23 protein-coding genes and 1 pseudogene are annotated in these 21439 nt (G+C 72.3%); 16 read left to right on the forward strand and 8 right to left on the reverse strand.

Annotation, left to right across the window (positions count from 1 at the left end; genetic code table 11):
• The first annotated feature begins 94 nt into the window (after positions 1 to 94).
• The 5 genes from FHX78_RS24795 to FHX78_RS24815 all read left to right on the forward strand — a co-directional run bounded on the left by FHX78_RS24795 (position 95) and on the right by FHX78_RS24815 (position 4671).
• Positions 95 to 1918, forward strand: coding sequence for an ATP-binding protein (locus tag FHX78_RS24795; protein ID WP_145869609.1), 1824 nt, complete (start codon positions 95 to 97; stop codon positions 1916 to 1918).
• Positions 1919 to 2035: 117 nt separating this feature from the next.
• A complete protein-coding gene (locus FHX78_RS24800; protein ID WP_189908700.1) occupies positions 2036 to 2458 on the forward strand; it encodes a roadblock/LC7 domain-containing protein in 423 nt (140 codons plus the stop codon).
• Positions 2455 to 2811, forward strand: a complete 357-nt coding sequence (locus FHX78_RS24805; protein WP_167531847.1) for a DUF742 domain-containing protein — start codon at positions 2455 to 2457, stop codon at positions 2809 to 2811. The genes FHX78_RS24800 and FHX78_RS24805 overlap by 4 nt, the downstream gene beginning before the upstream one ends.
• The gene (locus tag FHX78_RS24810; RefSeq protein WP_145869611.1) at positions 2792 to 3409 is read left to right on the forward strand and encodes a GTP-binding protein; all 618 of its coding nucleotides are present in this window, start codon (positions 2792 to 2794) and stop codon (positions 3407 to 3409) included. Before FHX78_RS24805 ends, FHX78_RS24810 begins: the two co-directional genes overlap by 20 nt.
• Positions 3406 to 4671, forward strand: a complete 1266-nt coding sequence (locus FHX78_RS24815) for a cytochrome P450 (RefSeq protein WP_145869612.1) — start codon at positions 3406 to 3408, stop codon at positions 4669 to 4671. Before FHX78_RS24810 ends, FHX78_RS24815 begins: the two co-directional genes overlap by 4 nt.
• Before the next feature lie 254 nt (positions 4672 to 4925).
• Here FHX78_RS24815 and FHX78_RS24820 read toward each other — a convergent pair whose 3' ends face one another.
• On the reverse strand, positions 4926 to 6152 hold the full coding sequence (locus FHX78_RS24820) for a cytochrome P450 (RefSeq protein ID WP_145869613.1): 1227 nt from the start codon (positions 6150 to 6152) through the stop codon (positions 4926 to 4928).
• Positions 6153 to 6395: 243 nt separating this feature from the next.
• Between FHX78_RS24820 and FHX78_RS24825 the strand changes: the two genes are divergently transcribed.
• On the forward strand, positions 6396 to 7127 hold the full coding sequence (locus FHX78_RS24825; protein WP_145869614.1) for a DUF7873 family protein: 732 nt from the start codon (positions 6396 to 6398) through the stop codon (positions 7125 to 7127).
• A 273-nt stretch (positions 7128 to 7400) separates the two neighbouring features.
• Here FHX78_RS24825 and FHX78_RS38220 read toward each other — a convergent pair whose 3' ends face one another.
• Positions 7401 to 7808: a transposase family protein gene (locus tag FHX78_RS38220; RefSeq protein WP_373313100.1), complete on the reverse strand. Its 408-nt coding sequence runs from the start codon at positions 7806 to 7808 to the stop codon at positions 7401 to 7403.
• A gap of 177 nt (positions 7809 to 7985) precedes the next feature.
• On the opposite strand from FHX78_RS38220, the gene FHX78_RS24835 reads away from it, so the two are divergent.
• From FHX78_RS24835 to FHX78_RS24850, 4 genes and pseudogenes are all read left to right on the forward strand, one after another.
• The gene (locus FHX78_RS24835; RefSeq protein ID WP_167531848.1) at positions 7986 to 10697 is read left to right on the forward strand and encodes a GDSL-type esterase/lipase family protein; all 2712 of its coding nucleotides are present in this window, start codon (positions 7986 to 7988) and stop codon (positions 10695 to 10697) included.
• Between the two features lie 183 nt (positions 10698 to 10880).
• Positions 10881 to 11555 (forward strand): annotated as a pseudogene (locus FHX78_RS24840) (transposase family protein); the annotation flags it as partial.
• A 467-nt stretch (positions 11556 to 12022) separates the two neighbouring features.
• On the forward strand, positions 12023 to 12241 hold the full coding sequence (locus FHX78_RS24845) for an MbtH family protein (RefSeq protein ID WP_145869616.1): 219 nt from the start codon (positions 12023 to 12025) through the stop codon (positions 12239 to 12241).
• A 4-nt stretch (positions 12242 to 12245) separates the two neighbouring features.
• Positions 12246 to 13037, forward strand: coding sequence for a thioesterase II family protein (locus FHX78_RS24850; RefSeq protein ID WP_229924109.1), 792 nt, complete (start codon positions 12246 to 12248; stop codon positions 13035 to 13037).
• Between the two features lie 85 nt (positions 13038 to 13122).
• Here the strand turns inward: FHX78_RS24850 and FHX78_RS24855 are convergent, their stop codons facing one another.
• The 3 genes from FHX78_RS24855 to FHX78_RS24865 all read right to left on the reverse strand — a co-directional run bounded on the left by FHX78_RS24855 (position 13123) and on the right by FHX78_RS24865 (position 16361).
• Positions 13123 to 13941, reverse strand: coding sequence for a hypothetical protein (locus FHX78_RS24855; RefSeq protein ID WP_208766192.1), 819 nt, complete (start codon positions 13939 to 13941; stop codon positions 13123 to 13125).
• Between the two features lie 210 nt (positions 13942 to 14151).
• Positions 14152 to 15153: a beta-ketoacyl synthase N-terminal-like domain-containing protein gene (locus FHX78_RS24860; RefSeq protein WP_145869618.1), complete on the reverse strand. Its 1002-nt coding sequence runs from the start codon at positions 15151 to 15153 to the stop codon at positions 14152 to 14154.
• A complete protein-coding gene (locus FHX78_RS24865) occupies positions 15150 to 16361 on the reverse strand; it encodes a beta-ketoacyl-[acyl-carrier-protein] synthase family protein (protein ID WP_145869619.1) in 1212 nt (403 codons plus the stop codon). The genes FHX78_RS24860 and FHX78_RS24865 overlap by 4 nt, the downstream gene beginning before the upstream one ends.
• A 45-nt stretch (positions 16362 to 16406) precedes the next feature.
• Here FHX78_RS24865 and FHX78_RS36905 point away from each other — a divergent pair, with 45 nt between their 5' ends.
• Genes FHX78_RS36905 through FHX78_RS24890 form a run of 6 tightly spaced genes read left to right on the forward strand, consistent with a single transcriptional unit; the run spans position 16407 to position 18999 of the window.
• Positions 16407 to 16580 carry a hypothetical protein gene (locus tag FHX78_RS36905; RefSeq protein WP_167531650.1) on the forward strand — a complete coding sequence of 58 codons (174 nt, stop codon included), beginning with the start codon at positions 16407 to 16409 and terminating at the stop codon, positions 16578 to 16580.
• Positions 16577 to 16828, forward strand: a complete 252-nt coding sequence (locus FHX78_RS24870; protein ID WP_229924108.1) for an acyl carrier protein — start codon at positions 16577 to 16579, stop codon at positions 16826 to 16828. The genes FHX78_RS36905 and FHX78_RS24870 overlap by 4 nt, the downstream gene beginning before the upstream one ends.
• Positions 16828 to 17199: a DsrE family protein gene (locus FHX78_RS24875; RefSeq protein ID WP_145869621.1), complete on the forward strand. Its 372-nt coding sequence runs from the start codon at positions 16828 to 16830 to the stop codon at positions 17197 to 17199. The genes FHX78_RS24870 and FHX78_RS24875 overlap by 1 nt, the downstream gene beginning before the upstream one ends.
• Positions 17199 to 17609 (forward strand): hypothetical protein, encoded by a 411-nt coding sequence (locus tag FHX78_RS24880; RefSeq protein WP_145869622.1) that lies wholly within the window; start codon positions 17199 to 17201, stop codon positions 17607 to 17609. The genes FHX78_RS24875 and FHX78_RS24880 overlap by 1 nt, the downstream gene beginning before the upstream one ends.
• Entirely contained in the window at positions 17609 to 18034 is a 426-nt protein-coding gene (locus FHX78_RS24885) for a hypothetical protein (protein ID WP_145869623.1), read from the forward strand. Before FHX78_RS24880 ends, FHX78_RS24885 begins: the two co-directional genes overlap by 1 nt.
• Positions 18031 to 18999, forward strand: coding sequence for an ApeI family dehydratase (locus tag FHX78_RS24890; protein ID WP_145869624.1), 969 nt, complete (start codon positions 18031 to 18033; stop codon positions 18997 to 18999). Before FHX78_RS24885 ends, FHX78_RS24890 begins: the two co-directional genes overlap by 4 nt.
• Before the next feature lie 87 nt (positions 19000 to 19086).
• On the opposite strand, the gene FHX78_RS24895 is transcribed toward FHX78_RS24890, so the two are convergent.
• The 3 genes from FHX78_RS24895 to FHX78_RS24905 all read right to left on the reverse strand — a co-directional run bounded on the left by FHX78_RS24895 (position 19087) and on the right by FHX78_RS24905 (position 21432).
• Positions 19087 to 19890: a hypothetical protein gene (locus FHX78_RS24895; protein ID WP_145869625.1), complete on the reverse strand. Its 804-nt coding sequence runs from the start codon at positions 19888 to 19890 to the stop codon at positions 19087 to 19089.
• 115 nt (positions 19891 to 20005) lie between these two features.
• Positions 20006 to 20203, reverse strand: a complete 198-nt coding sequence (locus FHX78_RS24900) for a ferredoxin (protein WP_145869626.1) — start codon at positions 20201 to 20203, stop codon at positions 20006 to 20008.
• Between the two features lie 5 nt (positions 20204 to 20208).
• Positions 20209 to 21432 carry a cytochrome P450 gene (locus FHX78_RS24905; protein ID WP_145869627.1) on the reverse strand — a complete coding sequence of 408 codons (1224 nt, stop codon included), beginning with the start codon at positions 21430 to 21432 and terminating at the stop codon, positions 20209 to 20211.
• Positions 21433 to 21439 lie beyond the last annotated feature (7 nt).

Raw genomic sequence — 21439 nt, forward strand, 5'->3', positions numbered from 1 at the left:
AGATCGCCCTCCTCTTGGCTGCCCTCTTCCCGGCCCACGGCCGCCCTGCTCCGGTCGTCCCACACCCTGCTCTCACGGACCGAGGGACCGCACCATGTCAGTGCCTGCTCCGCCCCGCCAGCACCCATCGGCGAAGGCGCCGCGCACCTCGCCCGCCCTGTCGTTGGCCGTCGTGGTGGCGACTGCCGCCGGCGGCGGCGCGGCGGTCGCCCTGGCACCGTCCGACGCCCACACCTGGGCCCTGATCGTCGTGGCGACCGCCTGGGTGTGCGTGGCCGTCTCCGTCCTCGCCGGCCACCGGCTCGTCCAGCGGGCCCGGAAGGCGGCCGCCGGACAGGAGGCGGAGAACGGCCGCCTCCGGGCGGAAGCGGCCCGGAAGGCGGCCGAGATCTCGCACCTGGCCGGGGTGACGCTGCCCGCCGTGGCCGGCCGGCTGCGGGAGGGCGCGAGCGCGGCCGAGGTGCTGGGCAGCGTGCCGCCGCCGTCCGACCCGCAGTTGCAGCGGATCTCGCACACCTTCGCCACCACCGTCGAGGACGACGTGCGGCGGGCGGCCTCCCTGGACGTCGAGTACCGGAAGGCACGGCAGGAACTCGACCAGGCGGTCGCCGAGTTGGAGCGGCTCGCCCGCGAGACGCTGCCCACCGCGGTCGCCCGGCTGCGTGAGGGCCGGTCCGCCGAGACCGTGCTCGCCGAGGTCGACCTGCCCCGGCTGCCCGCGGTGCGCACCCCGGCCGAATCGTTCGTCCGCGAGCTCGCCCACAGCGAGCGGCGTGCCGCCGCGGCACAGGCCGCCTCCGCCAAGGCGCTCAGCCGCGTCCAGGCCAAGGCCGTCCGCATGCTCGCCGACCTGCGGGACATGCAGGAGCGGCACGGCGAGGAGGTCTTCGGCGACCTGCTGAAGCTGGACCACGGCACCTCCCAGCTCGGCCTGATGACCGACCGGCTGGCGCTGCTCATGGGCGGCCGGTCCAGCCGCGCCTGGAACAAGCCGATCGTGATGGAGAGCATCCTGCGCGGTGCCGTCGGCCGCATCGCCGCCTACCAGCGGGTGCGCCTGCACTGCTCCACCCGCGCCGCCGTCTCCGGCTTCGCCGCCGAGGGCGTGATGCACCTGCTCGCCGAACTCATGGACAACGCCGCGAACTTCTCCCCGCCCATCGACGAGGTGCACGTCTACGTCGAGGACCGCAGCGCCGGCATCGTCGTCACCATCGAGGACAGCGGCCTGAAGATGGCCGACGCGGCGATGCGCCGCGCCGAGGAGGCCGTCAGCGGCCGCGTCACCGACCTCGCCTCGTTGCAGGGCACCCGGCTCGGCCTGGCCGTGGTCGGGCGGCTCGCGGTGAAGTACGGCATCAGCGTCAACTACCGCCCCTCCTCCCGCGGCGGCACCGGTGTCGTCGTCCTGCTGCCCCTGAACCTGCTCGCGCAGCAGCGCGACGGCGTCCCGCACGAGACGGCCCCCCGGCCCGCCGCCGAGACGGCCGCCCTCACGCCCGCCCCCGCCGCACCCGCGGCGCTCCCCGCGGCGCCCGCCGCGCCGGCCGTGTCCGCGGCCGGCCCCGGCCCGCTGCCCGAGCTCGCCGACCGCGGGCCGGCGGCCGAGCGGCCCGAAGCCCCGGAGCGGCCCGCCGCACGGGCCGAACTGCCCGAACACGGGCGGCACCGGCGTCCCGACGGCACCACGCCGAACGGGCTGCCGGTCCGCGCCCCCGGCCGCACCATGGCCGAGGCGGAGCGCGAGCGCGAGCAGCGCCTGTCGGCGTCCGAGCCGGCCGCCGACGTCCCGGCGGCACAGCGCCCGGCACGCGACGCGGGCTCGCGGTTCGGCGCCTTCGCCCGTGCACGGCAGCCCGGAAACGGCACCGCGGGACCGGACACCCGGCCCGCCTCCGAGCCGCCGACGGCTCCGTAGTCCCCGCCCTTTCCGTACGGCGGACGGGGCGACGGCGCCCCGTCCCGCTCGAGTTCGTGAGATAGGAGGAACGGGCCGGTGACCGGTCAGCCGGGCACCACCGTCCCATCACCCATCATGCAGACCACCGACAACAGCCTCAGCTGGCTCCTGCAGAATCTCCTGGAGCAGACGCCCGGAACCCGGCACGCCCTGGTGCTGTCCCGGGACGGCCTGAAGCTCTGCTGGAGCGAGCACCTGACGCTCGACCGGGCCGACCAGCTCGCGGCGATCTGCTCCGGCATACAGGCCCTCGCCCAAGGCGCCTCCGTGGAGTTCGGCGACGGCACCGGCGGCGTCCGCCAGTCGATGACCGAGTTCCACGGCGGCCTGCTGTTCATCGTCGAGGCCGGGGAGGGCGCGCACCTCGCCGTCGTCGCCGGGGAGGACGCCGACCCCGGCGTGGTGGGCCACCAGATGTCGGAGCTGGTCGAGCAGATCGGCGAGCACCTGCGGGCCGAACCGCGCGGCCAGGCCGCGCGGGGGAGCGGCACCTCGTGATGCGCAAACCCGTCGACACGGGTGACCCCGACCGGCTCTACACGGTCACCGGCGGACGGAGCCGCGCCGACGACTCCTTCGACCTGGTCACCCTCATCGTCAGCGAGAGCGGTCCGGTGCCGGGCATGCAGTCGGAGCACGTCCGGATCCTGGAACTGTGCCGGCATCCCACCGCCGTGGTCGAGGTGGCCGCGGAACTCGGCCTGCCGATCACCGTGGTGCGGATCCTGCTCGGCGACCTCCTCGACACCGGCCGCATCACCGCCCGGCATCCGCGCGCGGCGCCCTCCGTCGCCTCCCTGCCCGATTCCGCCCTACTCCAGGAGGTGCTCCATGGGCTCCGCAACCTCTGAGCTGCCCTCCCACCGCACGCCGCTGAACGACACCGCGGAGACCGGTCTGAAGATCGTCGTCGTGGGCGGGTTCGGCGTCGGCAAGACGACCCTGGTCCGCTCCGTGAGCGAGATCCGGCCGCTCAACACCGAGGAGGTGATGACCCAGGCGGGCGTGGGCGTCGACGAGACCAGCGCGGTGGCGTCGAAGACCACCACGACGGTCGCCTTCGACTTCGGCCGGATCAGCCTCAACGAGCGCATGGTGCTGTACTTGTTCGGCGCGCCCGGACAGGAACGCTTCTGGTTCCTGTGGGACAGGCTGTTCTCCGGGACGCTGGGCGCCGTGGTCCTCGTGGACACGCGCCGGATGGACGACTCCTGGTACGCCATCGACCGGCTGGAGCACCACCGCACGCCCTTCGTGGTGGCCGTGAACCGGTTCGACGACGACACCGCCCGGTACTCCCTGGACGAGATCCGCCAGGCGCTCGCCCTCCCGGCCCACGTGCCGATGGTCGACTGCGACGCGCGGGTCCGGCAGTCCGGCAAGGACGTGCTGATCACCCTGGTCGACCACCTCCACGCCATGGCCATCGCCGAGGAGGCGACACTGTGACCGACTCCGGCTACTCCTCCGAGCAGCAGGCGCCCCCACCGGGCTGCCCCGCCCACGCCGGCGCGGTGCGCCTCGGAGGGCTCCAGTACCAGCAGACGCCGTCGCAGCTGTACCGCGCGATGCGCAGGGAGCACGGCCCGGTCGCACCGGTGCTGCTCGACGGGGGCATCCCCGCCTGGCTGGTGCTCGGCTACTCCGAGGTCACGTACGTGACCAGCCACGACGAGCTGTTCGCGCGCGACTCGCGGCGCTGGAACCAGTGGGAGCACATCCCGCAGGACTGGCCGCTGCTGCCGTTCGTCGGGTACCAGCCGTCGGTGCTGTTCACCGAGGGCGAGGAGCACCAGCGGCGGGCCGGGGTGATCACCGAGGCGCTGGAGGGCGTCGACCAGTTCGAACTCGCCCGCGACTGCGAGCTGATCGCCGACGACCTCATCGCCCGCTTCGCCGGCAGCGGCCAGGCGGAGCTGATGGCGGACTACGCGCACGCCCTGCCGATGCGGGCCGTGGTGCAGATGTGCGGCATGCCGACCTCGGGCGAGGACACCAGTCGGCTCGTCGACGACCTGCGGATCTCGCTGGACGCCTCGGAGGGCGACGACCCGGTGGCCGCGTACGGGCGCGTCGGCGAGCGGCTGCGGCAGCTGGTGAAGGACAAGCGGGCCGCTCCGGGTCCGGACGTCACCTCGCGCATGCTGACCCACCCGGCGGGCCTGACCGACGAGGAGGTCGTCCAGGACCTGATCTCCGTGATCGCCGCGGCCCAGCAGCCGACGGCGAACTGGATCTGCAACACGCTGCGTCTGCTGCTGACGGACGCGCGGTTCGCGGTGAACGTCTCGGGCGGCCGGCTCAGCGTGGGCGAGGCGCTCAACGAGGTGCTGTGGCTGGACACGCCGACGCAGAACTTCATCGGACGGTGGGCCGTACGGGACGTCCAGCTCGGCGGGCGGCAGATCCGGGCCGGCGACTGCCTGGTGCTGGGCCTGGCCGCCGCCAACACCGACCCGCAGATCTGGCCGGAGTCCCACGTCGGCGCGGAGAACGCCGCGCACCTGTCGTTCAGCAACGGCGAGCACCGCTGCCCGTACCCGGCCCCCCTGCTGGCGGACGTGATGGCGCGGACGGCGGTCGAGACGCTGCTGGAGCGGCTGCCCGACCTGGTGCTGGCGGTCGAGCCGGAGGAGCTGACCTGGCGCCCGTCCATCTGGATGCGGGGACTGTCGGCGCTCCCGGTGCGCTTCACGCCGGTCGTGCAGTAGGGCGGGCCGGGGCCCCGGGCGGGCCGGGGGGCGTACGTCCGTGCCCGCCCCCGGCCCCAGGTTCCGGGCGCACGCCGCGCGGCGGGGCGTGCGCCGTCCCGGGCCCCGCGACCGGGGCCCGGACCGCGGCGCGGGCCGGTGGACGGGCGGAGCGAGCCCCGCGGGCAGGGGAGCCCGGCGGGTGGCGGCGGACGGACGGCGTGCGGGTGCCGTGCCGACGGGTGCCGCCCCCGGCGGCCGCCCGCGCGGTCGGGTCAGCCGCCCACCGGTGTGAACCGCACCGGCAGCCGCTGCGGGCCGCGGGTGAACACGCCCTCCTCGGCCGGTTCGAAACCGTCCGCGAGACGCAGCTCCGGCATCGCGTCCAGGAGCTGGCCGACACCGATCTCCACCTCCGCCTTGGCCAGCAGCGCGCCGACGCAGAAGTGCCGGCCGAGCGCGAAGGCGAGGTGGTCGGCGGCGGCCGAGAACGCGGTCGTGGTGGTGAGGTCGTCGCGGAAGATGTCGAAGCGGTCCGGGTCGCGGTAGCGGTTCTCGTCGCGGTTGGCGGCGCCTATCAGACAGGTGACGGTGGCGCCCGCGGGGATCGTGCCACCGCTCAGCTCCACCTCCGTGGCGGACTGCCGCATGATCATGTGCACGGGCGGGGTGAACCGCAGGGTCTCGGCGAAGGCACGCGGGATCAGCGAGTGGTCCGCGCGGACGGCCGCCAGCTGGTCGGGATGGAGCAGCAGGTTGGCGAAGATGCCGGCGATGGCCTTGTCGGTGGTCTCACCGCCGGCCGCGAGCAGCAGGCTGCAGAACGCCTTGACGTCCTCGTCGCTCATCCGCACCCCGTCGACCTCGGCGGCGCACAGGGCGGACAGCAGGTCGTCGCCCGGGTTCTCGCGGCGCTCCCGGATGATCGGCAGCATGTACTCGGCGAACTCCACCCGGGTCCGCTCGCCCGCGGCGGTCACCTCGGCGTCGCCCGACAAATTGCCCAGGAAGGCGATGACGGCCGTGTACCAGCGGTGGAAGCGGGCGTGGTCGGTCTTGTCCAGCCCCAGCATGTCGGCGATGACGTTGACCGGGAAGCGGGTGGCGTAGTCGGTGACCAGGTCGGCGGAGCCGCTGTGTCGGAAGGCGTCGATCAGCTCGCGGGAGTTGCGCTCGATGACGGGCAGGAACTTCTGCTGCAGCTCGCTGCCGCGGAAGGCGGGCACGACGAGGGCCCGGCGCACGGCGTGCTCCCGGCCGCTGAGCTGGAGAATCGTCTTGCCGTGCACGGGTTCGAGCTGCCAGGCGTAGTTGTCGGTGGTGAACTCGCCGGCCTTGTCCTTGAAGACGCGCTCCACGTCCTCGTAGCGCGAGACGATGTAACTCTGCGTCGCCTCGTGCCAGATGAGGGGCGCGGTCTCCCGCATCACGCGGTACGCGGGGTAGGGGTTCGCCGCGAACTCGGGCGAGAGGATGTCGGGCACCTGCTGGGCGGTGGACATGGAGCTCCCTGCGGTCGTGACTTCGTGTACCGCACAAGGTTATTGATCAACCATCAGTTGGGACAGAGCTGCCGCCAACCCGTACGCCCGGGAACGACGTCGGCCGAAAACCGCCCCCGGCCCGGACGCGGAGAGGGGCGGGCGGGGTGCGGGCGGGTGGCCTGCGCGTCCGGCCGCGGACAAAGCGCGTGCGCGCGTTCGAGCAGGTGGGGTAAGTTCCTGCCTGTTCGAAGGGGGAGTCCAGTGGCGAAGCTGAACCAGATCATCGCTGTCGAAAAGGGTGTCAAGAGCAAGTCGCTCCAGGACGTCAACGCGGCGCACACCAAGGTGCAGAAGCCCGCGCTGATGGCCGGCATCTCGCGCACGTACCAGCCGAAGGACGAGGAGGGCGAGCAGCTGCCGCCCGAGTCCACGCGCGTACAGGTCCAGGCCGAGGACGTGCTGCGGGAGATGGCGGCGTCCCTGACCCGGCTGTTCGACGTGACCGCCACCAAGGACTGGGCGAACTGCACGGCCCGCGCGGACGTCACGGTCGAAGGACGGACCGTCGTCGCGGACGTGCCGGTCAGTTACCTCCTCTTCCTGGAGAAGCAGCTCACCGACCTGCACGCCTTCATCAGGAAGCTCCCCACCCTCGACGCCGCCGAGTCCTGGTCCCACGACCCGTCCACGGACTGGTGGAAGACGGACCCGGTCCGCACGATCCGCACCAAGAAGGTCCCGCGCAACCACGTCAAGGCGGAGGCGACCGACAAGCACCCTGCGCAGGTCGAGGTGTACTACGAGGACGTGCCGATCGGTTACTGGACCACGGTGAAGTTCTCCGGCGCCCTCCCTGCGCGGCGGGTGAACGAGCTGGTGGAGCGGGTCGAGAAGCTCCAGCAGGCGGTCAAGTTCGCCCGTGAGGAGGCCAACGGCGCCGAGGTCACCGACCAGCGGGTCGGCGACGCGGTGTTCGGCTACCTGTTCGGCTGACACCGGCCGCCGGTAGCATCCATGATCGCCCCCGCGTGCGAGCGCGGGGGTGCGCGACCCGCGCGGGCCGGAATTGAGGACCGGTTCGCGTACGGAGCGCAAGCTGACACTGAAGTTCAGCCTGAAGAGCGGCTCGGGACACCGGCCGCGGTCAATCTCAGACTCTCGCTCCAGTCTCAGCATCGCCGCCGATCGCCGGTGCGACCGGGGACGGACGAATGCCGTCGGATGTGAGTTCGAATCTCGCCTGCACCTCTCGCACGGTGCGGTAGTTCAAAGGAAGAACACGACGGCTTGATGACTGATCCGTCCTCTCAAACGCCGCCGGCGTGCGCAATTGGGTGGCATCCCCAGGGGCCCGGGAGCTGGATACGACTCCCGGGCTCCGCCACGTCCCGGCAGTAAGCCTTTTCCCACCTCACGCTGATGCGTGTGAAGGACGAAAACGGCCCTCACCAGGTTCTTGATGGTGGCCATGGCCTGCTCGCCGACGCAGCGGATCTTGGCGTGAGCGGTGTTGCGGTGACGCTTCCCTCGCTGGAGGCGGCGGCCCCGAAACGGAACCCGAACGGATCCGCCGGCACCTTGATACGCCTTGTCTGCCCAGCATTTGAGCCCCTCATCTGCGAGAGCTCCGATGATCCCGTGCTGCCGCGCGGCGGTCAGGTCATGAGTGGACATGCACGCGAAGCTCCTGGCGGACACGGGTGAGTGCCCACACGGCCGGTCGCCTCACCGGCGTGCTGTCCCCCGTGCGAGCTACACGCGGATGGCGCTGCGGGGTGACGACCTTCAGGGTCCGAATCCGTAGGGTTTTCAGGTTCGCGGATGTTGACCACGCTGATTGAGGGGACGTTCATGAGAAGACCCGGGTGGCTGACCGCGCTCGTCTTAGCAGTGACGCTGATGACGGCGGGGATGACGGAACCGGCCGAGGCGGCGGGGGAGGCGTGCGCCACGGCTGGATCGAACTTCGCCAGCCAGCCGATCGCGGAGAACACGGCGGCGTTGCGGATGGGATGCGCCCGCGACGCCGGATCTCTGCGGCCGCTGGCGAACAGCGACACCGACATGGTGGCCGCCATCGACTTCAACACCGCGCAGCAGCCGGACGAGTGGCAGCGGCAGATGTCGCAGATGGTCAACACGGTGCGCGCCGACAAGGACAAGGGGATCACGCTCAGCGAGTCCTTCGACCTGCAGGCGCAGAAGAGCAACGTGGACTTCTACGACCGGCAAAGCGACGTCCGGTTCGACGGCAGTATCCAGGTCGTCGGCGACAGCCTCGTCATCGTCATACCCACGGGCGAGGTGAACGCTTCGGCGAACTGGTGGCAGAAGATGATCGCCATCGCGGTCGGCTTCGCGGTGTGGGCGGTGGCCCTTGAGGTGTGCGAACTTTCCTTCGGCCCCGCCGCGCCTCTCGCCGTACCGGTCTGCGCGGCCGTCTCCTCCGGACTGGGCGGGCTCACCGGTGACCTGCTGAACTCCTACTTCGACGGGCGGTCGCTGGGCGATGCGGATGTCTGGAAGGAGGCGCTCGCCGTACTCGCGGCGAGCGTGGCGGTCGGGTTGGGCTCGGCGGCCCGCGAGACCCTGAGGGCATGGGCCTCGAAGGGAATGGCCTGGGTGATCGAGGCGGTGGGGAAGACCGCGCGGAACATCAGTGCCCGGCTCGGCTCGTGGCCGACCCCGTTGGAGTACATCAGCAACCTGTTCACCCCCGACTTCGCGCAGAGCGTCAGGTTGGCCATCGAACGATTGCTCCAGGGCCAGCGAGCCTCCGCCTGGCCGTCGACGATCCGGGTGATGGTGGTCGGTGACTCGATCAGCCAGGGCCACGAGGGCGACTACACCTGGCGCTACCGGTTGTGGCAGTGGTTCCAGGAGAACAACATCTCGGTCGACTTCGTCGGTCCTTACCACGGCACGTTCACCCCTGACCAGCCCTCCCCGCCGAAACCGCCGCTCTTCGTCGGCGAGAAGCCGGCGGACCAGGGCATCCGCGTCGACGGCGGCTACGCGGCCGGGGTCGCCTTCGACAGCGACCACTACGCGCACTGGGGCAGGCAGGCCGCACAGATCAAGGGCGACATCCGCCGGCAGGTCGAGACCTACAAGCCGGACCTCGTCCTGCTCGCGGCCGGCTTCAACGACATGGGCTGGTTCGTCAGCGACGAGAACGGCACCCTGGACAGCATCGAGACCATCATCGACCAGGCCCGCGCGGCCCGGCCGGGGGTCGACTTCGCGGTGGCCACCGTGCCGCACCGGTCGAAGATCGGCGGCCGGGACGATCTGATCACCAAGACCGACAACTTCAACCGGCTGCTCGCAAACGCGGCCCCCCGGTTGAGTAAATCCATCTCCCAGGTGGAGGTCGTCGACTGGCAGAAGAAGTACTCCTGCGCCCCCGCCTCCTGCCCGGCCTCTTACGACGGCCTGCACCCCAACGCCTACGGCGAGTACCAGCTCGCCATCGCCTTCGAGCAGACCCTGCACGACCGGTACGGCCTGGGCCGGGGCCCGATCCCCTTCCCGCCCGAGAATCTGCCGGTCCGGCCGACGCCCGTGCCGAGCGGTCTGAAGGCCGAGTCCAGTCCCCAGGGAGTGACCGTCACCTGGGACCCGGTGTACGGGGCGTTCGGCTACGACGTGCGGTCGCGGGTCGCCGGCCAGACGACCTGGGGCGAGGGCCGCGTCAACAGCAACCGTGCCGACACCACCTGGACCGTCGACGGCATCCAGTGGGAGTACCAGGTGTGCACCGTCGGCGGTGACAACGTCAAGGGCCCATGGTCCGGCACGGTCAGCGCGGTCGCCCGCCCGAAGACGGCCCCGCCGCCGCGGATCCTCGCCAGCCGGCCCATCGGCCGGGACAGCATCGAGCTCGAAATCGCACCACCCGACTACCCCACCACCATCGACCGGCACGAAGTGATCCTCTTCGACAAGGACACGCCCGGCGCCTGGCTCACCGGCACCGGCTTCCGCGGCAACCGGGTGCAGATCCACGGGCTGAAACCGGGCCACCGCTACCTCGTCGCGGCGGCCACCTGGAACGCCGCCGGCGGCGGGCTGCCCGCACTGGCCCGTCCGGTGATGGTCGGCGGCGGTACCCCGGCCGCCCCGACCGGCCTGCGGGTGACCACCGTCGATCCCACCACGGTGGAACTGGACTGGAACGGCGCGAACTCGGCGGCCGGCTACCGGCTGTGGGTCTCCAACATCAAGGACGGCGGCACCACCCCGCCGAAGGCCGACGAGAACATCATCGAGGACACCCACTACGGCGTCGGCTTCCTGTTCCCGGGCGTGTGGAACTACGAGTTCTGCGTGACGGCCATCAACGGCTCCCTCGAATCCGACAAGTCCAACTGCGTCATCCCGCCCCATCCCGACGGCAGCGCACCGACCAACCCCGGCGGCAGCGCGCTGAACCGCTCACCGAGCGCTCGCACCGCGGCGCCGGACGCGGTGGACATCGGTTCGCTCACCACCCTGAGGAACCCGGACGGTACGGCAAGTCCCGTCGCGGTCGGTGTCGGGGTCAACGGGGGTGACCGGTAGCCCGGCCTTGATGTCCCGTGGTGCTGCCGCGAACGCGGCAGCACCACGGGACACCGGTGAGCAGATCAGCCGACCGCGAGGCCGAAGACGGGCACTGTCACGCTGCCCATGACCGCCGCAGCCAAAGGAGCACACGCGGGCGGAGGCCCATACCGCTGCACAGTGCGCTGCGACACCCCCAACTGGCGCCGGCTGGGAACGGACCGGCAGGCTCTGCTGGTCCTGGCCCACCTGCGGTGCGGGCACACCTACGCCCAGCTCGCAGCCGGGTTCGGCATCAGCGTCAGCACCGTCTGCCGGTACGTGTCCGAGGCCGTCGAACTGCCGGCCGCGCTCGCTCCCGGCCTTGCCGAGGCCGTCCGGGCCGCTTCCCGCAAAGCCTTCGTGATCCTGGACGGCACGCTGCTGCCGATCGACCGCATCGCCGCCGACCGGCCCTTCTACTCCGGCAAGCACAAGAAGCACGGCATGAACGTGCAGGTCCTCGCCGACCCGGCAGGCAGGCTCCTGTGGGTCTCGCCCGCACTGCCCGGCGCCGTCCACGACATCCGCGCGGCCCGCGAGCACGGAATCATAGACGCCCTGACCGAGGCCGGCATCCGCTGCTGGGCGGACAAGGGATACCAAGGGGCCCGGGGTACGATCCGGGTGCCCTACCGCGGCCGCTGGGAGCAACTCTCCGCCGGCCGGCAGGAAGTCAACCGCGCCCACGCGCAGATCCGCGCCCTCGGCGAACAGGCCATGGCCACTCTCAAGACCTGGCGGCTCCTGTGCAAGCTGCGGTGCAGCACCACCCGCATCACCGACCTGGTCATGGCTGTCCTCGTCCTCCACCTGACCTGCTCAAACGAAGGTTGAAAACAGCTCAGTGCCTCACGCGGCTGCCGCCGTTCCACGCCGGAGAAATGCCGCGCCCCGCCTTTCCGGCCGGGCGCGCGTCTGCCTTTCTCGCTTTCCGACGCGGTGGCCGACGGGGCCGCCGGTGCCCGGTGCAGGTTGATGAAAGGGCGGGAAAGGGAAGAGTTCGGGGTCGGTAGCGTGAGGGTGCGGCGGGTTTTGTGATCGGGTTCTGCCGTCGGTGTGGCCACGGATGGGGGGAGGATGCGTGAGTGCGGATTTCCGGGCTTTCGCGCCGACCGCGAAACACGGGCGCATCGACGTCACTGCGCGGTGAACCGCGTCACGCGCGACCGGCGATCACCTGTCAGGTCCCACGACCCGAGCAGTCCTCCGGCTTCGCACGACCGACAGCGTGCGGGACGCGAAACACGGTGCCGGCCCCGCCGTTCAGGGAACGAACAGTGACCTTGCCTGGAGAGTGGACGATGAGCAGCAATCCTTTCGAGGACAACGACGCCCAGTACCGCGTGCTGGTCAACGACGAGGGCCAGCACTCGCTGTGGCCCGCGTTCGCCGAGGTCCCGGCGGGCTGGACGGTGGCCCACCCCGAGGACAGCCGGCAGGCCTGCCTCGACTACGTCAACGAGCACTGGACCGACATGCGCCCGCTCAGTCTGGTCCGCCAGATGGAAGGCGCCGGCTGAACCGGTGAACAGGCCGACGATGCTCTCCGCGCCCGGCGGCGCCGCCGTGCACCGGCCCCGGCCGCGGCCGGACGCCGAACGGGTCCTGGTGTGCCTGAGTTACTGCGGCGGCGGCACCGCGCCGTTCCGGCAGTGGGCGAACGCCCTGCCGGACGACGTGGAACTGGCGCTGATCTGCTACCCGGGCCGGGAGGCGCGGTTCGGCACGCCGTTCGCCCGGGTCTGGACCGACCTGCGGGACGACGTGGTGCGCGCCGTGCGCGGTCTCACCGGGCGGCCCTACATCCTGTTCGGCCACAGCATGGGGTCCTGGGTGGCCTTCGAGACCGCCGCGGAACTCGAACGCCTGGGGCTCGCCGTGCCCGAGGCGCTCGTGGTGTCGGGCGGTGTGGCACCGCCCAGGCGCCGGGAGGTGCCCGGGGACGTCGTGCCGCGGTCCGACGACAGCGCGGAGGCCCTGGTGCGGTGGATGCGGGACCTGGGGCAGGTGTCCCCGGCGATCGCCGCCGAACCGGAGCTGGTCAAGATCGCGGTGGATCTGCTCCGCGCGGACCTCGCCGTCTCGGAGTCCTACCGGTTCGTGCCCGGCTCACGGGTGTCGGTGCCGCTGCGGGTGCTGTACGGGACGGAGGACGCCGCGCCGTTCGCCGATGTCGAGCGGCACTGGCGGCCGTTGACGGACGGCGCCTTCCAGGCCGTGGAGCTGCCCGGCGGGCACTTCTACACGCCCGACGTGTGGGCCAGGCTGCCGGAGTGGTGCACCCTGCCGGTACCCGGCGCCGCCGTTGCCCACTGACCATGGGCTCGCAGGACATGGGCCCGTACGACATGACACCGCCGCGCGGGGATCGCGCGGCGGTGTCATGTTCCTACGGCGGGTGTCAGCCGGTGGTGCGCAGGGCGCGCCGGCGGTCGTGCAGGACCAGCAGCAGCGTCATGCCCATCATCACGCCCAGGACCGCGCTGACGTCCCTCGCCAGTGCTCCCGCTATGGGAAGTTCGGGGGAGGGCTGCTGCATGTCGGTGAGGGTGAGCAGGTTGTAGACGCTGTACGAGAAGAGCATGCCGGACGACACCCACGCGGCGGCCATCGGCGGCAGGAACCGGCGGGTGCCGCGGCGGGCGGTCAGGACGAGGATGCCCCAGGCCCCGGCGAGCGCCCAGGCGGCCGTGCTCAGCGACAGCATGTGCCACCACAGGTCACGCCGCTCCAACTGGCCGGACTCCAGACCGAGGGTGCCGCCCGCCGCCCAGAACACCTTCACACCGGCGAGCAGGACACAGCCGGCCGCGATCAGCCGGGCCAGCGTCACCTGCAACTCGCGCGTCCCGCCCGCCGGTTCGTCGTACGCCAGCGGGCCGCCCAGGGCCTCCGGCCAGCGCGCCCGGGCGTAGCCCGCGAGGGCGAGGGGCAGCCCGACGCCGACGCCGACCAGCGAGATCATCACGAGGATCTGCTCGTAGATCCAGAAGTCCGGTGAACCGGCGTCCTGGTCACGGGTCATGGCGGCCGGGCCGAGCACCGGCGCCAGCAGCAGCATGGGCACGAGCAGCCCGGTGCCCACCCACACGGGCAGCGCCACCAGCCAGGCGGGCAGCCGCTCGCCCCAGGGCCGGGAGAACGCCATCGCCAGCACGATGCCGACGGCGGCGAGGAACGCGGTCGCCGCGTTGATCGCACGCCAGTCCGCACCGCCCATTTCCTCGGTCGGAATGAAGAAACCGAAAGTCCAGACGATTTTGATGAGCAGATACGGTGTCACCGCTATGGCTGCTCCGAGGCCGCCGATTCGGCGAAACCTGGTCAATCGGTCGATCGGCTGTTCTGCCCTTACAGTCATATCGGCACGCTATCCGGGGGTCGGTGGACGGGTCAAAGCCGGCCCGGTGCATCTGCGGATATCCGCCACTCAGATGAATTCTGGACCAACGGTTTCGGGGCGGTGGATTCCTATTGCGGTGAGATGCCCGGGTTCGGAAAGGGAGACCAGCAGGGCGGGTTCGCCCGCGCGGGCCAGGCCGACCAGGTCCAGCAGGCCCGACACCGCGCAGTGCCGGGCCGGCCGCGTCCCGTCGGCGGCCGGGTCCCGTACCGGGATGCCGGACTCGGCCAGGGCCTCGGCCACGGCGTCACGGACCTCCGCCGCGCGGGAGGCGGCGGCCGGTGGTGCGCCGACGACCAGGCGCACGCCGTCCGTGCCCCGGGCCAGGGCGGCGACGCGGGCGGCGCTCGCGGCGAGGGCCGCGGGGTCCACGGCACCGGCGGGCCCCGGAGGGAGGAACCGGGAGAGCCCGCCGGTGACCGCGGCGAGGGGGCCCTCGGCGCCTGCCGGGCCGGGAGTCCGCCCCCTCGCGGCCAGGACGACCGCCGCGGCGGCGTCGTACGCGCCGCTGCCGCCGCGGTCCTCGGGGGCCTGGTCGGTCGCGGCGGCCACCACCACGTCGGCGCGGCCGGCGCGCAGCGCGGTCACCGCGAACTGCACCGCCTCCAGACCGGCGGTCACCGGGTTGGTGAGCGTCACCGAGAAGGCGCGGGCGCCGGTGCTGATGGCCAACTGGCTGCCGGGCGTGTTCATCGAGAAGCCCGGCACCTCGGCGGGGCTGATGCCGCGCACGCCCTCGGTCGTCAGGACGGTGTCCATCCGGCGGTGGACGCGGGCGATGGCGTACTGGGTGCCGGTCACCACACCGAACCGTTCGGCCTCGGCCCCGGTGAGCGGCGGGTCGGTGTGGCGTCTGCCGAGCGCCTCGTTGCCTGCCGCCAGCAGGTAACGGGTCGCCGGGGTCAGGTACTTCCAGCCCCGCCGGCCCAGATGGGCGGCGGCGTCGAACCAGGGGCCGTCCTCGCCCTGCCCCTGACCCGGGCGCGGCTCCTCGGCGACGGCGCCGACTCCGGTGATCACCACGGTCATGCGGCGGCCCGCCAGGCCAGTACGGCGTTGTTGCCGCCGAAGCCGGTGCCGCTGACCAGGACCGTCGGACGGGCCAGCGGGGCCGGTGCGTCCAGGGGCACCGTCAGCGGGCAGTCCGGGTCCGGGTCCGTGACGTGCGCGTTGGGCGGGACCAGGCCGTGGCGCAGGACGAGGGCCGCGATCACGCAGCCGAACACCCCGGCCGCGCCCGCCGTGTGACCCATGACGGCCTTGGGCGCGTAGCCGAGCACCTCGCCGGGCGATCCGCCGGCGGCGGTCACCGCCGCGCTGATCGCCGTCGACTCCACGGTGTCGTTGACCGCCACACCGGCGCGGTGCAGCACGGCCGCGCCCGGGGCCCCGTCGATCCCGGCGAGGGCCCGCGCGGCGGCGCGGCGCAGCTGTTCACCGGACGGTTCCGGCGCCATCGGGTGGTGGGCGTCGCAGCTCCAGCCGTGACCGGCCAGCACGGCGTGCGCCGTCCGGCCGCGCCGCCGTGCCGACTCGGCGGACTCCAGCACCAGGGCGGCGGCGCCCTCACCGGTGACCATGCCCGCGCGGCCGGTGTCGAAGGGACGGCAGCACGCGTCGTCCAGCAGCCCGAAGCGCTGGAGCGTGCCGACGGCGACACGGGAGAAGGCGTCCCCGCCGCAGGCCACGACGATGTCCGCCTGGCCCGTCCCGATCAGCTCGGCGCCCCAGGCGACCGCGTAGGCGCCGGCGGAGCAGGCGGTGGAGAGGGTCTGGCCGGGGCCTCCGATCCCGAACCGGGAGGCCAGGGAGGCGGCCACCCGGTGGGTGGCGGGCGGCGGCACGGACACGGCGCCGTCGAACGGCGCGCCCGCGCCCGTAACCGTGTCCTGACCCGGACTGGAGCCCGCGCCCGTTCCCACGCCGTGTTCCGACAGGTCGATGTCCCCCAGGGAGGTCCCCACCGTCAGTCCCGCGTCCCGCAGGTCCCCGGCCGTCAGGCCGGCCTCCGCGACGGCCTCGGCGACCGCGGTCGCCAGCAGCGCGCCGGTGCGCCCGGTGCCCCGCCCGGGGGCGTCGGCGTCCGGCACCGCGTACAGGTGCGGGCGGGCCGGCAGGCCGCAGACGTCCGGTGCGGGATCCGGCCGCCGGCTCGCGCCGAGCAGCCCCTCCCACAGGGCGCCGATGCCGCTGCCGAAGCAGCTCACCGCACCGAGTCCCGTGACCACCACCGTCACCGTGCACCTGCCTCGCTGTTGGCTCTTTCCCGAGGGCGCGGCACAATGGCCGACACCATTCAGGATGCATTCCCGGCATTCACCGCCCGCGGCGCTTGCAAGTACCTGCAGGGATCAGCCGCCCGCCTCGTCACCTTCCGTCGCGCTGACCTAGCATCCATCCGCGAAACACAATTCCGTAAAACGCGCGAATGGCCCGAGGAAAGGGAATTCCGGTGAGTGCCGAAACCACGCTGGACGTGTCGGAACTTCGCGAGCTGGTGGCGGACACGCTGGATGTCGAACTGTCGGCGCTGACCGACGACGTCCTCCTGATCGAGGAACTGGGCGTCGACTCCGTCGTGGCCCTGGAACTCATGGTCACGCTGGAACAGCGCTACGGGACCAGGATCCCCGAGGAGGAACTCGGCTCGGTCCGCACGTTCCCCGACATCCACGTCCTGCTCAACCGGAAGCTGGGCGGTTGATGGACGCGCAGACGGCGGCCGCCGGCACCACCGCCGGTGCCGGCGCCGCGTCCTACTTCCTGGTCGAGAGCAAGGGAAACTGGGCGGGCCCCAACGCGGGCGCGTTCCTCATGGACGCCGTGGCGCTCGCCGAGGCCGGCCACCGGGTGCGGGTGTTCCTCGTCGAGGACGGCGTCCTGAGCGCCGTCGGCGGCGACGTCCCCGAGATACGGCGGCTGGCCGAGGCCGGCGCCGAGATCCTCGTGGACGACTTCTCGGCGGCGCAGCGCGCGCTGTCCGCCACCACCCTGTCGCCACACGTCAGGATCGCCGGCATGGACCTCGCCGCCGCCGCGCTCACCGAGGACGGCTGCCGGGGGGTGTGGCACTGATGGCCGGCCTGGAACGCCGGATGTGGGACCTGCTGCTGATCCTGACCGCGGCCCCGCACTCCGGTGACGTCGTGACCTCGGCGCTGCGCCTGTCCCAGGCGGTGCTCGACCGGGGCGGCTCGGTCCGGGTCTGGGCGTGCGGCTACGCCAACATGATGACCCAGGACACCTTCGGCGCCACCAAGCTGCCCAACACCCGCGACCCCGAGGGGCACTACCCGTCCCCGTCGGCCGTCGTGCAGCGGATGATCGCCGACGGCGAGGGCCGCTTCGGGTGGATCGCGTGCACCGCCTGCTCCGAGGAGCGCGGTGCCGTGCACCACGTGCCGCAGGTACGGCACCGCTCCCCGCTGCGGTTGGCGACGACCATCGCCGGCGCCCGGCAGACGCTCTACCTCGGAGGGGCCTGATGAGCAGCAGCACCACCACCGCCGCCGGCCGCGGCTCGGGCCCGCCGGTGCTGTGCGTCCTGGACCGCGCCTACCGGGGCGCGGTCGAGGCGCAGTTCTTCCACGCCCTGTACGGACTGCTCGACCTGCACGGCCAGTTCCGGCGGGTGGACGTCGCGCTGCGCGGCGCCGCGGTGACCCTCGCCGTCGAGGAGGACGTCTACCGGCCGTCGGTCCGGCTCGGCACGATGACGCTGGACACGCTGCCCGACTACCGCGGCTCCGTGCGCGACCTCGTCGCCGAGGACTTCACCGTCTTCGTGGACCGGGACGCGGTGACGGCCCTGGGCTTCGCCCCGGACCGGCTCGTCGCCGGGACCGTCCTGCTCGACCCGGCCGAACTCGCCCTGCGCTGGCCCGAGTACGACCAGGTGTGGTTCGTATGACCGGGGCCGGGGCCGGGGCCGGGGCCGGGGCCCGCTCCGCGCGGCGCGCCTACGCGGCGCCGCTGCGCGCGGTGGACCGCACGGAGCCGCTGTCCGAGGGGCCCGGGACCCGGTTCGTGCTCTACAAGACCGTCGACCCCGAAGACCCGTACATGGAGGGCCACTTCCCGGGGCTCACGCTGCTGCCGGCCGTGTTCGTCCTGGAGGCGCTGCGCCAGGCGGTGACCGACCTGACCGGCCCGGACGAGCCGCTGAACCTGCTGGAGGTGCGGTCGGGCCGCTGGCTGGCGCCGATGCAGGGCGGCGACGAGATCCGCCTGGACGTCACGGTGACACCGGACGGGCCGGGACGCCTGGCGGTGACCGCCGACGGCGTACGGCAGGACGGCACCCCCGTCGCGGCGGTGAAGGCGACGCTCGGCGACCGCGCGGCCGTCCTCGCCGCGCGGCCCCCCGACGGCCTCCCGCCCGCCGAGGCCGGCGGGCCGCCCGGACCCGACTACACCGGGATCCTCGATCTGCTGCCGGTGCGGCACCCCATGCTCATGGTGGACCGGGTCGAATCCCTCGACCCCGGACGCCGGATCACCGTCGCCAAGGCGGTCTCCGGCTCCGAGCCCTGCTACCGGGGCCTGGCCGACGGACTGCCCCTGTCGCGGTACATGTACCCGAGGTCCCTGATGCTGGAGTCCTTCGGGCAGGCGTCGGTGCTGCTGTGGCTGTCCACCGGCACCGCGGAGGGCGTGCCCGTGGCCGCCGCGTTCCGCGACTGCCGCTTCTACGGCGAGGTGCGGCCCGGCGCCGTCCTGCGCCATGTGTCGCGCATCGACCGGCTGATGGCGAACAACGTGTTCGTCTCCGGGCAGACCTGGGACGGCGACCGGTGCGTGATGACGGTCGGCGCCCTGGTCGGCTCCAGCCGGCCCCGGGACCGGGTCGACCGCGCCATGACCGCCGCCCCCTGACCACGGCACAGGCACGCGCCCCTCGCGCCACCGCGCACACGACCGGCCCCCGTCCTCCGGCGGGGGCCGGTCCGGTCCCGCGTGCGGTCAGGACGTCACGTACGAGCCGAGGATGCGGTTGACCGCCTCGGCCACCCGCGCGTCACGCAGCATGTCCGCGTGGTCGACGTCGATGCCGACGCCCCGCCCGGCCAGCGCCGCGCCCTGCGAGGGGGTGCGGGAGCTCACCGCGGTGCCGGTGCTCCACGCGGCCGCCGGGTCGATGCGGCGGGCGGCGTCCAGGTAGGAGACGTACGACCGGAACACGGCGGCGAACTCGTCCAGCATCTCGGTGTCCAGTTCCTCGCGGGCGAACGCCGCGCCCGCCCGCTCCGTGAAGATCCGCACGAGGACGTCGCCGTACGCGCCGAAGTCCACGTCGGCGGTGCGGGCGGCCTCCGCCTCCCGCTGGGCGGCGCCCACCTCCTCGGCGGTCAGCACCGAGGCGAACTGGTTCATCATGGCGGCGAAGTCCCGGTACAGGCCGTCCGGTTCGGGCACCTCCGGCTCGAACAGCACCAGGTGCGGGGCCTCGCCGCCCTGCCGGGCCGCGACGCGCGCGGCGAGTTCACCGGCGAACACGCCGCCGGCGCAGTAGCCGAGCACCGCCCGCACCCGGCGGCCGTCGGCCGCCGCCCCGCCGTCCCACAGCGCGAGGTAGTCCTCGGCGGTCAGGGGCGCGGTGCCGGCCGGCTGCCGGGTCTCCCACACGGCGAGCGCCGGGTCGAGGCGCGGGGCGAGGTCGCTGAAGGACGAGTCGGAGCGGCCGGTGGTGGCGAAGTCGACGGCGAGCACCAGGTCGCCGCCGCCCCTGCCGGGGCTGAGCACTTTCCATCCGCTGAGCTGAGTCATGGGTCTGTCCACTCCAGTACGGGTGCGGGAAGGGCGGGGAAACGGCCGCGGGTCCGGCCCCTCGTCCGTGGTGGACGGGGAGCCGGACCCGCGGCCCGGGGACGGGGGTACGGGGTCAGCCGCCGGTGATCCGGACGGCCTTGCCCGGGCAGAGGTGTTCCGCGACCTTGCGGGCGTCGTCGGCGTCGGTGCCGGTGGGCCTCTCGTTGAGGACGACCACCATCCCGTCGTCCTCCTGGTCGAAGACGGCCGGGGCGTGCAGCGTGCACAGACCGGCGCCGATGCAGCGGTCGCGTTCGGCGTGGACCTTCATGGCGCCTACCAGCCGATCGTCAGCTTGTGGACCGGCGGCAGCCCGTCGATCAGCTCGATCGGCTCGTCGCTCTCCACCAGGCGCAGCCCGGGGAACCGCTCGACCAGGCTGGTCAGGCTCATCTCCAGCATCAGGCGCGCGACGTGCTGGCCGAGGCACTGGTGGACGCCGTAGCCGAAGGCCAGGTGGTCGCGGGAGTCGCGGTGGATGTCGAAGACGTCCGGGTTCGGGTACTTCGCCGGGTCGCGGTCGGCCAGGCCCTTGAGGACCAGGATGCCCTCGCCCGCCTTGATGGTGACGCCGTCGATCTCGACGTCCTCCAGCGCCACCCGGGCGATGATCTCGTCGACGAGGCTGTAGTACCGCAGCACCTCGTCCACGGTCTTGGGCATCAGCCCCGGCATGTCGGCGCGCAGCGCGGCGAGCTGCTCCGGGTTCTCGACCAGGGCCTGGATGCCGAGCGCGATGCGGTTCACGATGAACTCGTAGCCCGCGAGCAGCAGCATCTTGGTCATCAGGGTCAGACCGTGGTGGTCGAACTCGTCCGTCTTGCCGGCCCGGGCGATGAAGTTGCCCAGCATGTCGTCGGTCGGGTTGCTCTGCTTCTCGGTGACGAGGGCCGCGAAGTACTTCATCAGCTCCTCGTTGGCCGCGAGCTTCTGCTCCATGGTGTACGAGTGGCGCGTACCGACCATGATCGCCGCGTTGCGGGTGAAGATCTCCCGGTCGTTCTCGGGGATGCCGGCCAGCTCGCAGATCACCTGCGCGGGGAAGGGCAGGGCCAGCGCCTGGACCAGGTCGGCGGGGGCGCCCTCGGCCTCCATCTTGTCCAGGTAGTAGTCGATCAGGTCCTGCATCCGCGGCCGCAGCTTCTCGGCGGCCTTGATGGTGAAGTCGGGCAGCGCCATCTGCCGGACCCGGGTGTGGCGCGGCGGGTCCATGGTCACCAGCAGGTTCTTCGCGTCCCGGGCGATCATGTCGAGCAGTTCCTGCGGCGCGGGGAACCGGATCGGGAACGTGGGGTGCGGCTCGACGCTGAAGCGGTTGTCGGCCAGCAGGCGCTGGATCTGGTCGTGCTGCGCGACCAGCCACGCCTTGCTGCCCGACGGCATGGTGACCTGCGTCAGCGGCCGGCCTTCCGGCAGTTGGTCGTACTCCGGCAGCAGCGGGTTGGGCCAGCCGTGCGGGGCGACAGGGCACTTCGCCATCTTCGTCTCGGCGTCGGTCATGACGTTA

The sequence above is a fragment of the Streptomyces capillispiralis genome, assembly GCF_007829875.1.
In the GTDB taxonomy this organism is placed as follows: Bacteria; Actinomycetota; Actinomycetes; order Streptomycetales; family Streptomycetaceae; genus Streptomyces; species Streptomyces capillispiralis.

Coding starts and splice junctions, on each gene's coding strand:
- FHX78_RS24795 (WP_145869609.1), top strand. CDS start 95: ATGTCAGTGCCTGCTCCGCCCCGCCAGCACCCATCGGCGAAGGCGCCG.
- FHX78_RS24800 (WP_189908700.1), top strand. CDS start 2,036: ATGCAGACCACCGACAACAGCCTCAGCTGGCTCCTGCAGAATCTCCTG.
- FHX78_RS24810 (WP_145869611.1), top strand. CDS start 2,792: ATGGGCTCCGCAACCTCTGAGCTGCCCTCCCACCGCACGCCGCTGAAC.
- FHX78_RS24820 (WP_145869613.1), bottom strand. CDS start 6,152: ATGTCCACCGCCCAGCAGGTGCCCGACATCCTCTCGCCCGAGTTCGCG.
- FHX78_RS38220 (WP_373313100.1), bottom strand. CDS start 7,808: ATGTCCACTCATGACCTGACCGCCGCGCGGCAGCACGGGATCATCGGA.
- FHX78_RS24835 (WP_167531848.1), top strand. CDS start 7,986: ATGAGAAGACCCGGGTGGCTGACCGCGCTCGTCTTAGCAGTGACGCTG.
- FHX78_RS24845 (WP_145869616.1), top strand. CDS start 12,023: ATGAGCAGCAATCCTTTCGAGGACAACGACGCCCAGTACCGCGTGCTG.
- FHX78_RS24855 (WP_208766192.1), bottom strand. CDS start 13,941: ATGGGCGGTGCGGACTGGCGTGCGATCAACGCGGCGACCGCGTTCCTC.
- FHX78_RS24860 (WP_145869618.1), bottom strand. CDS start 15,153: ATGACCGTGGTGATCACCGGAGTCGGCGCCGTCGCCGAGGAGCCGCGC.
- FHX78_RS36905 (WP_167531650.1), top strand. CDS start 16,407: ATGGCCGACACCATTCAGGATGCATTCCCGGCATTCACCGCCCGCGGC.
- FHX78_RS24875 (WP_145869621.1), top strand. CDS start 16,828: ATGGACGCGCAGACGGCGGCCGCCGGCACCACCGCCGGTGCCGGCGCC.
- FHX78_RS24880 (WP_145869622.1), top strand. CDS start 17,199: ATGGCCGGCCTGGAACGCCGGATGTGGGACCTGCTGCTGATCCTGACC.
- FHX78_RS24885 (WP_145869623.1), top strand. CDS start 17,609: ATGAGCAGCAGCACCACCACCGCCGCCGGCCGCGGCTCGGGCCCGCCG.
- FHX78_RS24890 (WP_145869624.1), top strand. CDS start 18,031: ATGACCGGGGCCGGGGCCGGGGCCGGGGCCGGGGCCCGCTCCGCGCGG.
- FHX78_RS24895 (WP_145869625.1), bottom strand. CDS start 19,890: ATGACTCAGCTCAGCGGATGGAAAGTGCTCAGCCCCGGCAGGGGCGGC.
- FHX78_RS24900 (WP_145869626.1), bottom strand. CDS start 20,203: ATGAAGGTCCACGCCGAACGCGACCGCTGCATCGGCGCCGGTCTGTGC.
- FHX78_RS24905 (WP_145869627.1), bottom strand. CDS start 21,432: ATGACCGACGCCGAGACGAAGATGGCGAAGTGCCCTGTCGCCCCGCAC.